The sequence below is a fragment of the Bradyrhizobium sp. USDA 327 genome (assembly GCF_041262065.1).
Classification (GTDB): domain Bacteria; phylum Pseudomonadota; class Alphaproteobacteria; order Rhizobiales; family Xanthobacteraceae; genus Bradyrhizobium; species Bradyrhizobium liaoningense.
This window is the reverse complement of sequence record NZ_JBGCCW010000001.1, coordinates 3,004,089-3,017,714: the sequence shown is the minus strand read 5'-3', so window position 1 is coordinate 3,017,714 and position 13,626 is coordinate 3,004,089. Positions and strand designations below refer to the sequence as shown.

Below are 13,626 nucleotides of genomic sequence, written 5' to 3'. Positions count from 1 at the left end.
GGCTTGCATGACATCGAGGTGGATCACGATGCGAAGGCCCAGAGGATTTGAGTACAGGATCTGCTGCGCTGCCGCCATCGCGCTTGCTGCGGTGATCGGTCTGCCGCTGCAGCGCGCCCAGGCAGCGGAAGCACTGGCGATCAGCAATCCGGATGGGGCGGCCGTGCGCGCGCTCGTGATCGGAATCGACGATTACCAGCACGTCCGCAAACTGAAGGGCGCAGTCGCTGACGCGGGAGATCTCGTGTCCAGCCTGAAGACGATGGGGGTTAGCGATGTCGTCGAGTTGACCAATGCCCAAGCGGACAGGGCGAGCGTCTTGCGTGAAATCAGTGCCTTGGTGACGCGCACAAAGAGCAATGACCTCGTCTTCCTGTCGATCGCCGGCCACGGCACGCAGGAGCCTGAGCGCGTCAAGGGCTCGGAGCCCGATGGGATGGAGAACGTGTTCCTGCTGCCCGGCTTCGAAACCACGCCGAAGGGTTCAGTCGAGCGCATTCTGGGGAGCGAGTTCAACCATTTCATCCGGCAGCTCGAGTTGCGCGGCGCGAAGGTGATCTTCGTTGCGGATACCTGCCATGGCGGCGGAATGGTGCGCGATATCGACCCGCGGGCTGCAGAGATGAGCTTCCGGCAGGTGCCGCGCTACACGTTGCTTGTCGATGAATTGAAACCGATATCGGACAGCAACGGTCCGAAGTCCGAGCTCGATCTCGACCATACGGCGTTCCTCGCCGCTGTTGATCGCCACACCAAGGCGCCCGAAGTACGGATTCCCGGGATCGATGGGCTGCGCGGGGCTCTCAGCTATGCGGTGGCGCGGGCAGTGGAGGGCAGCGCGGACATCAATCGCGATGGCAAGGTGACGCTCAAGGAGCTCTTCGCCAATGTCCGGCAGGTGGTCTATCAGCTCTCGGACCAGCGCCAGAACATCGTGACGATATCGTCACCGGCGCAGGCGCCGGAGACCGCCGTCGCCTTCGAGCTGACGCGCGGCGTGGTGCTGATTCAGGGCCCGGCCGCGAGGACGGCCTCCAGTCAGGCTGCTGATGGACAGGCGGCTGCCCCGCCGGCTGCGACGACCAAGGCTCCGGCGCTGCCGACGCTGGCCGCTGCACCCAATACGGTTGCGCCCGTCGCCGCTCCGACTGCTGCAGCCCCGACCGTCGCCGCACCGGCGCCCCTCCGTCTCACGGCACCGATCCGTCTGGCGGCGCTCGACGGCAAGATGAACTATTTCGCCGGCATGACGCCGAAGGACGCCACCGTGCAGGCCGTTCAGCCGACGGACAATCCCGACCTGATCTGGGACCCCGTCTCGCATGACGTGATCGCCTGGGGCGATGTCGTCGCCTATGGGATGGACGTAGCCAACTTGCCGACGGTCGTGGATCGCACCGCAGCAATGCGGGAGCTCAAGCGAATGGCGACCCGATCGCCGCAGATCATGCGTATTTGGCCGGATGATCGACAGCAGCGCGCTGGTCAGACCATCGAAGTCGAACTGTCCGATGTGGCTTCAAGGGCATTGCTGCTGTTCAATGTATCCGGCGACGGTACCATCCAGATGTTGTACCCGGTGGGTACAGATGCGGCAGTGGCCAAATCGTCGAACTTGCGGCTGCCACTCCGGGTGGGTGAGCCGTTCGGTGCCGAGCAGGTCGTTGCTGTCACCTCGCAGCGGCGCATGGTCGATCTCGAGACCGTCCTGATTCAGCTCAATCGGCGACGTGCCTCAGGGCACTTGATCAAGAACCTCGAGCGCTACCTGCCTGCGGACGCGCGGATCGCCTCGATCGGCTTTTTCAGCGCTCCCTGACATCTGTTTGGGGGAGCCATGTGGCGATCGGAGCTGATCCGCCGTAAACGAGTATGCTTCGCATTCGCCCTGCTGCTGGCGGGAAGTGGGGCCGTGCCCGCGGCGCCGCTGCGGCCGGAATCTCCACATGCGAGCCTGGCGAGCGCGCCATGGTTTTGGCGCATCCAGGCGACGCGCGGACAGGCCGGCGCCGCACAGAGCAATGCTGCAAGTGTGTCCCTCGAGATCCTGCCCGGCCTGACCGTCGACGTTGGCGGCAAGGTGTCATTCGGAGTGACTGCGAAGAAGGCAGGCTATCTCATTCTGGTGGATGTCGATGCGGACGGACGGATGTCCCAGATTTTTCCGACTCCCGAATTGTTGGAGCAGTCGGATGGCCGCGACATCAATCTCGTCAAGCCCGGTGTGCAATTTGTTGTGCCGACTCCGGCAGGGCGGCAACGTGGCTTTGAATATGTCGTCGCACCGCCGACCGGCTCGGCCGTCATGGTTGCGATCCTGAGTGAACGGCGCGTGCAATTGCTCGATTTGCCGGATCTCCCGCGCAAACTACAGAATCAAGCCGATACGTTGAGCTACCTGTCGGCGTGGACCAGGGAGCTGCGTGTGCCGGACGGCGGCAGCGGAAAACTGGTGCCAAACAATTGGTCGTTCGACGTCAAGTCCTATTCCATCAAGTGAGCCGTGGCTGTCAGCTGTCTCAGAATTTGAACCCGAGCGTGAGCGTGCCGGCTGCTTCCATCTTGCCGTCGGCCGAGCAGCTCCCGTTGAGCGCAATCTTGACACGCCCGAACTTCGCGATGTCGACGCTGACTCCAACGCGGGAAAAGTCGTTTGGCGAGCTCGGGATGATGAAATTGACGTTATCGAGCGCCCAGAAAGGCAGTTTGCCCTGCAGGTTGGTCTTCCAGAGCAATTCGACGAAGATGTGCCGCAGCGCGTCAGGGTCGACGATGATGGTGCCTTTGCTGTCCGTGACCACGAAGCCCATCTCGTCGATATGGACGTTGCAGATCCGGTTCGACACGGCACAGTGCACCGAGGTGAGATCCGGCAGGTTCGGTGAATCGCCGAACCGCCCGGAAGCCTTGGGATCCATCGCCGGTCCGGTACGCGGATCTGGTGTTGCGACCGGTCTTTCCTCCGGAAATGTCTGCCAGATTTGCCGAAAGCCGATGCCGTCGGTGGCCAGGAATGAGGCCATGCCGAAGAAATGACCGCGGCCGGATCTCTCTCCGCGAAAAAAGACATTGTTGCCGGCGGGATATTTCAGGTTCGTCAGCGCATCGAGAAGACGGTGGTGATCCTTGGCGACGAAATTGATGCCATCGAGCACGAGCCGCCCCGCCTCCAGGTGCGAGCCGATGTGATCGTCGAGATCGATGCCGAGACCCTCCACCCGCCGGTGGATCTTCCTGAATACGTCGGTATCTCTCGCGGTGACCACCCGGGCCCGTCGCAGGGCGTCGAGACGTCGCTCCTCGTCTTTCTCCAGGATGTAAATTCGACAGAGCCCGGGCCGATCGATCGCAATGTCGAGATGCACGTGCGGAGCCTTGCCGGTCTGCGTGAAGCCGACGCTCTTGACGCCGGCCTGCAGCCACGGATCGTAGCCCGGCATGTTGATCTGGTCGGAGCCTAGCCGCGGTGCCTTGCCGGCGGCATCGAGCAGTTGCCGCCAGTTGTCGCACATGAAATCGAAGCCAAGCGGATTCCAGTACGGCACGAGGTCGTGGATCTTGTAGAATCCGTAAAGCTGAATGCCGGCTTCGCGCAGCTTCAGCGCGACCTTGTTCATGTCCGCTCGCATCGCGGCGCGGTCCTGAGCCGAGTTGCCGGCTCTCGGCGCGGTGTTCGGATCGAAAGGTGGTTCCGTCATGTCCTGCGTGTCTCCTCGCATCATCACAGCCAAGGTTAAGCAGCGAGCCGGTGACTGGCGAATTCGTGCCCGCCGGAGGGCCTTTGCGACGCTACAGCTTACTCAGGCGGCTGTAGAAACCGCCGCGGGCAATCATGTAGTGAATGTCCTTCGGAAAGGGGAAAGCGCCGCGAACGTTGGCAATCGCCTGTTTGAGGAATTCTCCATTGCGCGACGCCGGCTTGTGGCCCAGTGGAGGTTTGTCGGCGACCTGCGGGATCATGAAGCGGTCGACGAAGGCCGGATCCAGATCATTGACCCTGACCATCTGCCCGAAGGCCGGAAATGCATCATAGTGACCCACGCTCACAGTCAGGTTTTTGAGAGCAGGGCGCTGTGACGGAGGACGATTGCCGTCGAGCGTTGCGAGTCCGCGTCCGACCAGGTCCAGCTTCACCGATTGCGAAAGGGTGGTCGGGCCATAGACAATTTCGAGCGCGCAGGTGCTCTGGCCCGACAGCCATTGGTACCAGAACGTGGCGTCGTCCGGTTGCACTTTGGCGCCGTAGAGGCAATCAAATCCCCAGCAGGCCGACAGGTTCGGCTGATACTTTCCGAGGCTTCCGACCAGGTTGCGCATGCCGCTCCCGCCGCCGGAATGGCAGGCGATGATGAGCTTGCCGACCTGGAGCTGGGGTATGCTCCGGGTGCCGTTGCCGGTGCTGGCGGCAGGCGCCACGAACTTGGCAAAAGCCCCGAGGATCTCGTCCAGGTAGCGTTCGCCCCATTTGGCAGAAGCCAGATCCTTCACGCTGTAGTTTCCGGCAAAGGTGTCACCGACGGCATATTCGTAGCCCAGGAATGGCGCGACAAGCACGACATCCTTCCCCGAATCCCGGACCTGTTCGCGCAGACGTGCAGGATCGTTCCGGAACAGGTATTCATGATCCCTGACATAGAAACCGTGTAGCCAGATTACGACATCGAACTTGGTGGCGGCCGTTGCGTGCTTCGGTGGAAGATAGACCGCCGTCGGCCTCATGCCGGGCGCCTGCCGCTTCGTGAAGAGCGTCACACCCGGAAAGGTGCCGACATCTTTCTGCTCCAGCTCGCAGGTTGTCACTCAGGTCACTCCTTCGGACACCTCTTTTGCGTGGCGCTAGAGCGTTTTCGAGCGAAGTGGACACCGGTTCGCGTCAAGAAAACGCGTCAAAACAAGAGTCTAGAGCCCCGTTCCGATTCCATCGGAACGGAAAAGGCTCTAGTTGCAGACCTCGACATTCCCAGTGTTGCCGCCGGGACCTCCACCGCCCCGGTATTCGAGGCGGCAGCCACGATTGACCTGACGGCAAATATGCTGGTCACAATAGATGCTGCCACTGCTTCCCTTGGCAGTCGCCTGTCGCCGTGGCGCGGGCGCCTCCGCAGCCGGCGTAAACCTCTCGCGGGCCGGGCGATCCGCGCGGGCCGGGCGCTCGCCCGTGTTGCGGTTTGCAACAGGCTTCTTGCCGCGCCGCTTCTCGCATTCATTGTCGTCATTGAGGAACGAGCCCTCGGCGCAGGTGATCTTGCTGCACTGGTCGCCATTGGCCTTGTAGCCGCGTTCACAGACCAGCGGACAGACCCGCGACGATTTGAGCTTGATTGCGTCAAGTGCATCGAGACTCGCAAGCTTCGTGTCGAACTTGGTTCCCGCGTGGCGGTTGAAGAGCGAGAGTGAGCGCTGCGAAGCGGCATTCCATTCGCCATCGACGGCACTGGTGAAGCATCCGACACGGCTCAATTCGCTCTGTACCGATCTGGCGAGATCGGCCTGAGGGATATCGGCCCTGGCCGGATCGGCCTGCTGCGGCCCGGCGCTCAGAGCGGCGACCTTCGTGTCTGTGTCACTCTGAGCGGCCACAGCGGCTGGAGGCGGGCTCGCCGTGGTGGAATTCTCGACGGCGGCCTTGTTCCGAGTGAGCGCGGCGCTTATCGATCCCTCGGATGTGGTCCGATTCCGCTCGGCATCGGCCGCTTGCTGTTGCGCAGCTAGTTTTGTTCTTTCGGCCGCAATGCGGGCGTCCTCCGCAGCCTTCAGATCAGCGGCCGCCTTTTCCTGCTCTGCGCGCAGGGCGCCTTCGGAGGCAAGCCGGGCTTGCTGCTGTTGGGCTTGGCGCGCCTTTTCGGTCGCCGCAACCCGTGCCTCCTCCGCCTCGATCTGGTTGAGCTGAAGCTTGGCGAGGCTTGCGTAATATCCGTCTGGATGCTGGGTCAGGAATGCGCCCAGAGCGGCTTTGTTGTTGAGCTGCAGCGCCAGTTCGTAGTCACGGCGAACCTCCGACTGGGGGTTGGCCGCCGCTGGCGTGGGCTCCACGGCCTTTGGAGCAGGCACGAGCGCAACGTCCTCGCCGCCCAACGAGCCGTAGACGTAAGGCTCCTGCCGGTTGCCCGTGGCTTGCAGGACGTCGTCGCGGACGAACCCAAAGGCCCTGCGCAGGTCGAGGCCCGGCTTTGCGATATACTTGACCAGTGCGGCCGCGTACGGGCTGTTCTGGCTGTTGCCGTCGAGCGCCGTCAACCCGGCCTTCGCGGCGAAGGCGATCAACGTATTGGAGACCGTTGGCTCGACCCTGGCGAGCCCGCGGCTGATCGATCGCGAGGCGACCGTTCGCTTCATCGTGTCGGCAAAAGGATTGTTGCGGCACGCGTCGACGATCACGACCCGTAGCTGCCTTGCAGGCTCGATCGCCATCAGGACACGGTCGAGCGAGAACGCCTCGTCGTAGATGTCCGTATCACGTTCAAGCCTGGCGTCGGTTGGGATCAGATAGTTCGTGCCATCGATCTCGATCCCATGGCCTGCGTAGTAGACGAGTGCGATGTCGGCGTCGCGCGCCTGATCTGCAAAATCCCTCAGGGCGCGCTTCATGTCCATCGCTGCGAGGTTGAGCCTCGAGTCGACCACGTCAAATCCCGCGGCCCTCAACGTCGCAGCGATGGCGCCGGCGTCGTTGGCCGGGTTGGGAAGCAGGGGAGCGTTTTGATATGTGGCATTGCCAAGCACCAGGGCGACGCGCTTTGTCGCGGAAGCAGGCTGAGCGGTCAGGAACAGCAAGGCAGCAAGAAGAAGAGCGTACAACTTGATCTGCGTGTAATTGCTCATGGCGCGACGTCCAACATCAGCCGAAGAATGGTAGCGAGCGTCAACGAAGTTGGCGTGGCCGCGCAGATGCTGACTAAACTCATAGCTCCTGGCGACCGCCTGGCTCGTGCAAGGAACAGTCTCGAGCCCGATCCATTCCTGATATTGGTCGCGTATTCCAGCGAACGCGTTCAAGGGCCTCGGACGATTGTTCGGGGCCTGCGAGCGGTCGCGCCGGCGCTCTTCGCACTCCGGTTCTTTGAGGTAAATTGTTGATATGTCTACTTTTACTGATCTGTTCGATCGCTTGCCTGAAGCGCTGAAGAAGGCCGAAAGTCGGTTCGGATCGAACTCCGCCTGGTTGCAGATCGAGCGGATGTGAAGCGTGGTGTCAGGCGTGCGGATCGATCGCCTTGGCCGGTGCCTGGCCCCGGCCTATTCGGCCGATCGCCCGGCACGTGGGGATCAGAAAAGGAGTTGTCGTGCGGTAGGCGGCATATTCGGGAAATGCCCGCCTCAGGATCCGCTCTTCGTTGATCATCCGCCGGCATTGGATCATCACAATCACGATGGCGACGAGGACGGCAAGCGGTGAAAGGACCTGGAGTGTTATGCCGACGAGGGCAATCCCCTCGCAGAGATAGAGAGGATGCCGGACGATCCGATAAGGCCCTTCCGTCACAAGACGCCTGGCCTCCGCTTGAATGCTGAAGGATCTGCCGAGCCAGCGGAGCACCACGATGCAGAGCGAGGTACCCACCAAGACCAACGTCGAGGACACAGCCGACCAGACGGGCCCGAGCTCTGCCTTCGGAAGAAATGCGAGGACGATGCTCAAGAAAGTACCCAGCAAGGCTGAGACCCGCGTCTCGATGCCCTGCGATTTCATGATCGGCGTCAGCCTGGTGATGGTTGTCAGCGCGACGAGGCCGAGGAACAGGATGTTGGCAATTCTGGCCGCAAGCGCAAGCCCGTCGTGGAGATTGTCCGGCGGAAGCAGGTGAGGGACGCTGGCGGCGCCCATAACAGCAGACCCGCCATAGATGATCACGACAACGGCCCTGGCGGTCCAATCCAACAAGGCATTGCCTCCGCGCCCGGCAATCTCCTTCCGCGCTGTTCCCGCCTGATCGAGCTTCGCGCCAGTCACGGGAGTGATCTCGCCTGTTCGAAACCTGCCTCATTAAACGGCAGGCTTGCGGTGAGGTCAATTGACCGGCCAGCCAGCGCAGTCATGCCATCCCTGTGGGTTCCACAGCCGGATCATGAGATCGCATTGAACCGCTTCTGTCGTGACGACACAAATGATGGAAGAAGAAAATCTAGAAGTAGTACTGCCATGCATTTGCACCGATCTGTGGCATTGCGCCGTACCCTGTTTCTTCTCGCTGCGCTGATTGTCTGTCAGCCGGCATGGGCTGCGAACCGTGTCGCGCTTGTCATCGGCAACTCGGCCTACAAGAACGCCGCAGCGCTTGCCAACCCAGCCAATGATGCTGCGATCGTTGAGGGAACCCTGAAGAGAGCGGGATTCGACGTCGTCCAGACCCGCACGGATCTCCAGGCATCGGAGATGCGGCGTGCGCTGCGTGATTTTGCCGATGTGGCGCGCGACTCGGATGTCGCCGTCGTCTACTACGCGGGCCACGGGATCGAGCTCGAAGGTACGAACTACCTGATCCCCACGGATGCGACGCTCGAGCGCGATACAGATGTGTACGACGAGGCCTTTTCGCTCGAGCGAGTGCTGCTGGCGATCGAGCCGGCGCGGCAGCTGCGGCTCGTGATCCTCGATGCTTGCCGCAACAATCCTTTCGCCGACAAGATGAAGCGGACGGTCGGCTCGCGGGCTGTCAGCCGGGGCCTCGCCAGGATCGAGCCGGCGACCTCGAATACGCTGGTTGCTTTCGCTGCCAAGGCTGGCTCGACGGCGTCCGACGGTGGCAGCAAGAACAGCCCCTATGCCTCGGCACTGGTGAAATATATCGCTACTCCAGGCATGGACCTGCGCCGGGTGTTCGGCTTCGTCCGCGACGACGTCATGAAGGCGACCGGCAACAAGCAGGAGCCCTATGTGTACGGTACGCTTGGTGGCGATGATGTGCCGCTCGTGCCGGCACTGGCCAAGGAAGCGGCCGCCGCAGCGCCTCAACCGGCCCCGCCACCGCTGCCTGCAACTCCACCGGTCTCGGCGCGTGCAGAAATTCGGCACGATTACGAGCTCGCGCTGCAGATCGGCAACAAGGATGCGCTGAACTACTTCCTTGCCCAGTATCCGGACGGCTACTACGCAAATCTGGCCAAGCTGCAGCTCGCCAAGATCGATGCGGAAGATAAGCGCGCGGCCGCAGCGGAAAAGGCGCGCCAGGCCGAGCAGGAGCAGGCGCGGCTCGTCAACCAGGGGGCCCAGCAGACACAACTGGCCAAAGCCGCCTCGGACTTGAAAGCAGCGCAGGACGCTCGTGCCGAAGCGGAGAAGGCCAGAGAAACCGCGCAACAATTGGCCGCGCAGGCCGAGCAGCGTCGCCGGGAAGCTGAAATAGCCGTCGCGAGAATTGGCGCTCAGGCTGGGTCCGACCCGTCGCAAGAGGCTCCCCCGAACTCGGATGCGAAAGTGGCCGCGCTGCCGGCTCCACAGACGTCCGCGCCGGCACCGCCGTCCAAGGCCGAGCTTGCAAAATCGGTGCAAGCCGAGTTGCGCCGGGTCGGTTGCTTTAGCGGACCGGCCGATGGCGACTGGGATGCGGCCTCACGGCGTTCGCTCGAGTTGTACAACAAGAATGCCGGCACCACGTTCGATGCAAAAGCTGCGAGCCCTGAGGCGCTCGACGCGATCAAGCTCAAATCGGCGCGGGTTTGCCCGATAATTTGCGGATCCGGCCAGAAACGCGATGGAGATCGGTGTGTCAAGATCACCTGCGCCGCGGGCTACTTCCTGAATAATGACGATGAGTGCGAGAAGCGCAGGGCCCGTCCGACACCATCCGCAAAGCTCGAGCGCAGGAACAGGGACCCCGAAGAAGCTCCGGCACGGCCTGCAAGGCCGCCGAAGCCCGAGGTTAACGCGGGCGGAGGCGGCGGTGGTGGTGGCGGAATCGGCTTCATACCGTTCTTCCTGCCGTAAGACTGATCGGTAGCCCGGCGCATGTCCATTCCGCTTAGACTTTATGTCACCCCATTCGCCAACAGGGGCGTCCTCGAGCCTGCGCAATGGGACTGCGACACAGCGAAGAAGGCGCTCGATGTCGTCAATACGATCTGGTCGAAGGCGAAGATCGCCTTCGTGATCAGCGATTGCATCTTGGACAAACCGCTCGACATGGCACCGAGCAGGCGCAGCAGCGATGAGGTCCTGCTGGGCGTTCTCGCGTCCCGGCACGACGCGGACAATGCGGTCCACATCTTCCTGGTCAATTCGATCGCAAGTCTGAACGCCGGCGGAGGTTCATACCCGAATGGCTCTCCCGAGCCCGCGAGCTTCGTCCAGTGGTATGGCAATGACCACGCCAATGGACGCGCCTGGGCGCACGAACTCGGCCATCTGATGGAGCTCGATCACGTCGAGATCGACTATTCCAACGAGAAGCAGGCGGCGCAGCGCGTCAAGAACCTCATGGTGAAGGGATTGAGCGCGGGAAGCGACTTGACCAGCCAGCAGATCAGCACGGCCAAGGGCTCAAAGCTCGTCAAGAGATTTGGCGGTTAGGCCGCCATCGGATTTGACCATCCTCGCTGCGAACCATGATCTTCTCGAGGGCTCAGGAGTCGCTCGATCCCACGCAAGTGAATCTTCGACAATCGGGGAAGGGCGCGCTTCCCCTCCCTTTACCCTCAGAGCTCTCGCCCTACGAATTCGCCGTAAGTGGCGCCGTTCTCCATTTTCATGTGAAGGCAGCCGCCGAGGGCAGGGCAGTAATTGACCTCCGCCGCGAGGGCCAGGATCACGTGCACTGCTCGTCGTGCGCGGCTGTTAGACGGCCGGATCTTCTCGATGGCGGATCCGCGAGCGCCTCGTTGGCGCAGCGCCCGTTGAAATCGCCTATGGACCAATACGCCGGCCTCGCGTTCCGAGATGAGGTCGTCATCGACACGGCGCAGGTCATGCCGCCCGTCACTAACTCCTACGGCGAGTTCGGGCACCGCCCTCAATCGCTCTACCGTTCCGTCGGTCTGGAGGCCACGACGCTCAGGATGAAAGAGACCGTCGACACCTCGGTGTTTGAGCGTTGGCGCGCAGACCTATCGTCCGGCGAACCTCCTCGAATGGGAAGGCCTGCGGCTCGATGCGTTGTAGAGGGGCTAGGCTCAAAAGAGCCGAAAGCAGACTCGGATCAGGAGAGGAGTTTCAGCAGGCGGGAATGTCGGTTCGGGTTGGACCCGAGTCTGAGGACAAAAAAGCCAAATGATTCAGCGTCAAATTTTGCGCAGGATTCGAGTCAATTTTGGTTCCATCGGAGTCAGCCAGACGATCTTCGCTGTTCCATCCGAGTCAATCGTCAATCGCGAGTGGCCCTTCGATTGTCTGCCCGATATCGGCTGGTCAGGGGCGGAGACTGGCGAAGACGATGGCGTCATTTCTCGGCGCGGCGCAGCAGGAGATCGCTCGCGCAAAGGAGGACCTCTAGAGATCTAGGGAAGTAGCCTGCCGTGATTCGATCTTAAATGGGTTTCAGCCTCCGAAAGCGCCAAGAGGTTAGACCGAGCAACCCCGAATGACGGAAAGCCATACGATCAAAGCGCTCTCCAGGGCCGATCATTGGGAAGGTGGGCGAGCTGCGATTAGGTGAGTAACCTTGGGCTCCGCCGTGGCGCCGAAATTGCGGATGGCGTCCTGAACGACCCGGTCCGCATTCGTCACCCGCTGGTGTTGTCGGAGATGCTCGAGCCAGGACGCCACCATGAACGTCTCCACGAAGCGTCCGCTCTGGGCCGCGTCCTCGAAGATGTCCCAGGCATATGCGCCGTCGCGACGTCTTTGCAGGCCCAGCGCCATGACAGCGGGAAGGAAGGCCTCGCGCTTGTCTGGGGCGATCAAGTACTCGACCGTGACAAGTACAGGCCCGCGGTCGGCTTCGGCCTCGATGTTCAATATCGGCGCCGGCCAATGCATCGAAGGAGCAAGGTCGATGCTGGCACCGCCCTGAAGCTTCCAGGGCCAGGTCAGTGCGATCCCTGCGATTGCGCCCGCTGCTGCGATGAAATGCGCCTCCGGCAGGCCCAGTCCCGAAGCGAGCTGTCCCCAAAGCGCGCTACCGGCCGTCATCGCTCCGAAGAAGACGGTGACGAACATTGCCAGGCCGCGGCCGCGGACCCAATCGGGCAGCGAGACCTGGACCGAGACGTTGATAGTCGCAAGGACGGCGATCCATGAGATACCCGCGACGAGGCATGCTGCGATTCCCACTCCCGGCTGATGCGCGACGCCCAGGAGAACCAGGCTCAGCGCAGTGCCGGCGGTTCCCGCCGCGACAAGCCGATCTGGTCCGAGAGAAGTCTTCATCCATGACAACTTGAAGGCGCCCGTGACAGCGCCGACGCCGATGGCTCCAAGCAGAACACCGTAGAGCTCGGGGCCGCCCGCGATCTGATTGCGGGCGACGAGGGGGAGCAGCGCCCAATAGGCACTCGCGAAGAAGAAGAACGCCACGGCCCTGACCAGGGTCGCTCGAAGGTTCGGATTGTAGCGTACGTGACGAAAGCCGATCACCATGGCGCCGGCGAGACGTTCCGGCGGCAGCCCGCTGCCCGTGGAGGCAGCCGGTTGCCACCAAAGAAGAGCGCCGATCACGGCGAAATTGCTCAGCGCGTTGAACCAGAACGGCGCCGCGATACCCAATCCGCCGATGACTACGCCGCCTAGCGCGGGCCCGATGGCTCTGCTGATGTTGACCCCGACGCCGTTGCTGGCGACGGCCGCGGCCAGATCCTTCCTCGGGACAAGCTGGGGCACGACCGACTGCCAGGCCGGCGCGGTAAACGCAGCGCCAGCGCCCAACAAGAACGTGAAGAGGAGCAGGACGGGTGGCGTGACGAGGTTCAGTTCAACGAGTATCGCGCTTGCTGCCGCGACAAGGGTGAGGGCGATCTCACAGCCGATCAGAAAGCGGCGTTTGTCCACGGTGTCCGCCAGCGCGCCGGCCGGCAGCGCGAACAGAAACATAGGTAGGCTGCTCGCGACCTGGACCAGAGAGACGGTAAGCGGATCAGCAGCGAGGCTGGTCATCAGCCATCCGGACGCGGCGTTGTACATCCAGGTGCCTACGTTGGCGACGACGGTCGCTAACCACACCACCGTGAACGTCTTGTAGCGGAAGGCCACCCAGGGCGAGGTGGGGGAGATCTTCGGATCGGGGGAGGCATGACTCTCGTTCGACAAACTCATGGCGTGGATCCGGAAGGAGGCGTCTGGTCGGGAAGATCGACGACCATCTCATCGATGTAGCACCATCCCCAGCCCTCGGGCGGGTCATAGCCTTCCATGATCGGATGCTTGGTCGCGTGGAAATGTGCGGTGGCGTGCCGGTTAGGAGACTGATCGCAGCAGCCGACGTGGCCGCATTCGCGGCATATCCGAAGGTGCACCCACCAGCTTCCTGTTTTCAGACACTCCTCACAGCCTGGGGCGCTGGGCGAGACTCTCCTAACCGTCCGGGAGTTCATGTGGATGCATCGCGGCATTTTACTATTCCTCATCGGTCGGCGAGTTCTTCGCTTTTCGTCACGCCGTGAGGCGCGGGGATCGTCTGACGGTGCCGGCCATGGCTCCCGCGATCATCCGCACACAAGCGCGCCCGCTGCGCCCGCACCCGGTCACGTCCGAGCAGT

Annotated in this window: 10 protein-coding genes; 4 read left to right on the top strand and 6 right to left on the bottom strand. The window is 62.4% G+C overall.

From position 1 onward, the window contains the following. Positions 1-28 precede the first annotated feature (28 nt). Both ABIA42_RS13865 and ABIA42_RS13860 read left to right on the top strand, forming a co-directional pair. Positions 29-1,819: a caspase family protein gene (locus tag ABIA42_RS13865; RefSeq protein WP_370112981.1), complete on the top strand. Its 1,791-nt coding sequence runs from the start codon at positions 29-31 to the stop codon at positions 1,817-1,819. 18 nt (positions 1,820-1,837) lie between these two features. Beyond that, positions 1,838-2,500, top strand: coding sequence for a DUF4384 domain-containing protein (locus ABIA42_RS13860; protein WP_370112983.1), 663 nt, complete (start codon positions 1,838-1,840; stop codon positions 2,498-2,500). A gap of 19 nt (positions 2,501-2,519) precedes the next feature. Here the strand turns inward: ABIA42_RS13860 and ABIA42_RS13855 are convergent, their stop codons facing one another. The 4 genes from ABIA42_RS13855 to ABIA42_RS13840 all read right to left on the bottom strand — a co-directional run bounded on the left by ABIA42_RS13855 (position 2,520) and on the right by ABIA42_RS13840 (position 7,951). Then, positions 2,520-3,698 carry a hypothetical protein gene (locus ABIA42_RS13855; RefSeq protein WP_050995166.1) on the bottom strand — a complete coding sequence of 393 codons (1,179 nt, stop codon included), beginning with the start codon at positions 3,696-3,698 and terminating at the stop codon, positions 2,520-2,522. A gap of 91 nt (positions 3,699-3,789) precedes the next feature. Then, entirely contained in the window at positions 3,790-4,800 is a 1,011-nt protein-coding gene (locus ABIA42_RS13850; RefSeq protein ID WP_370112985.1) for a hypothetical protein, read from the bottom strand. 138 nt (positions 4,801-4,938) lie between these two features. Continuing rightward, on the bottom strand, positions 4,939-6,822 hold the full coding sequence (locus tag ABIA42_RS13845) for a caspase family protein (RefSeq protein WP_271528338.1): 1,884 nt from the start codon (positions 6,820-6,822) through the stop codon (positions 4,939-4,941). A 370-nt stretch (positions 6,823-7,192) separates the two neighbouring features. Continuing rightward, positions 7,193-7,951 carry a methyltransferase gene (locus ABIA42_RS13840; protein WP_370112987.1) on the bottom strand — a complete coding sequence of 253 codons (759 nt, stop codon included), beginning with the start codon at positions 7,949-7,951 and terminating at the stop codon, positions 7,193-7,195. Between the two features lie 189 nt (positions 7,952-8,140). Between ABIA42_RS13840 and ABIA42_RS13835 the strand changes: the two genes are divergently transcribed. Continuing rightward, positions 8,141-9,925, top strand: coding sequence for a caspase domain-containing protein (locus ABIA42_RS13835; RefSeq protein ID WP_370123482.1), 1,785 nt, complete (start codon positions 8,141-8,143; stop codon positions 9,923-9,925). 21 nt (positions 9,926-9,946) lie between these two features. Beyond that, positions 9,947-10,507 (top strand): hypothetical protein, encoded by a 561-nt coding sequence (locus ABIA42_RS13830; protein WP_370112989.1) that lies wholly within the window; start codon positions 9,947-9,949, stop codon positions 10,505-10,507. 1,047 nt (positions 10,508-11,554) lie between these two features. On the opposite strand, the gene ABIA42_RS13825 is transcribed toward ABIA42_RS13830, so the two are convergent. Both ABIA42_RS13825 and ABIA42_RS13820 read right to left on the bottom strand, forming a co-directional pair. Further along, positions 11,555-13,183, bottom strand: a complete 1,629-nt coding sequence (locus ABIA42_RS13825) for an MFS transporter (RefSeq protein WP_370143781.1) — start codon at positions 13,181-13,183, stop codon at positions 11,555-11,557. Then, positions 13,180-13,479, bottom strand: a complete 300-nt coding sequence (locus ABIA42_RS13820) for a UBP-type zinc finger domain-containing protein (RefSeq protein WP_370112991.1) — start codon at positions 13,477-13,479, stop codon at positions 13,180-13,182. The genes ABIA42_RS13825 and ABIA42_RS13820 overlap by 4 nt, the downstream gene beginning before the upstream one ends. Between the last annotated feature and the right edge of the window lie 147 nt (positions 13,480-13,626).

What these genes read in the sequence shown, in the direction of transcription:
- ABIA42_RS13845 (WP_271528338.1), bottom strand. Translation starts at nt 6,822, where the DNA reads ATGAGCAATTACACGCAGATCAAGTTGTACGCTCTTCTTCTTGCTGCC.
- ABIA42_RS13830 (WP_370112989.1), top strand. Translation starts at nt 9,947, where the DNA reads ATGTCCATTCCGCTTAGACTTTATGTCACCCCATTCGCCAACAGGGGC.
- ABIA42_RS13860 (WP_370112983.1), top strand. Translation starts at nt 1,838, where the DNA reads ATGTGGCGATCGGAGCTGATCCGCCGTAAACGAGTATGCTTCGCATTC.
- ABIA42_RS13855 (WP_050995166.1), bottom strand. Translation starts at nt 3,698, where the DNA reads ATGACGGAACCACCTTTCGATCCGAACACCGCGCCGAGAGCCGGCAAC.
- ABIA42_RS13820 (WP_370112991.1), bottom strand. Translation starts at nt 13,479, where the DNA reads ATGCCGCGATGCATCCACATGAACTCCCGGACGGTTAGGAGAGTCTCG.
- ABIA42_RS13825 (WP_370143781.1), bottom strand. Translation starts at nt 13,183, where the DNA reads ATGAGTTTGTCGAACGAGAGTCATGCCTCCCCCGATCCGAAGATCTCC.
- ABIA42_RS13835 (WP_370123482.1), top strand. Translation starts at nt 8,141, where the DNA reads ATGCATTTGCACCGATCTGTGGCATTGCGCCGTACCCTGTTTCTTCTC.
- ABIA42_RS13865 (WP_370112981.1), top strand. Translation starts at nt 29, where the DNA reads ATGCGAAGGCCCAGAGGATTTGAGTACAGGATCTGCTGCGCTGCCGCC.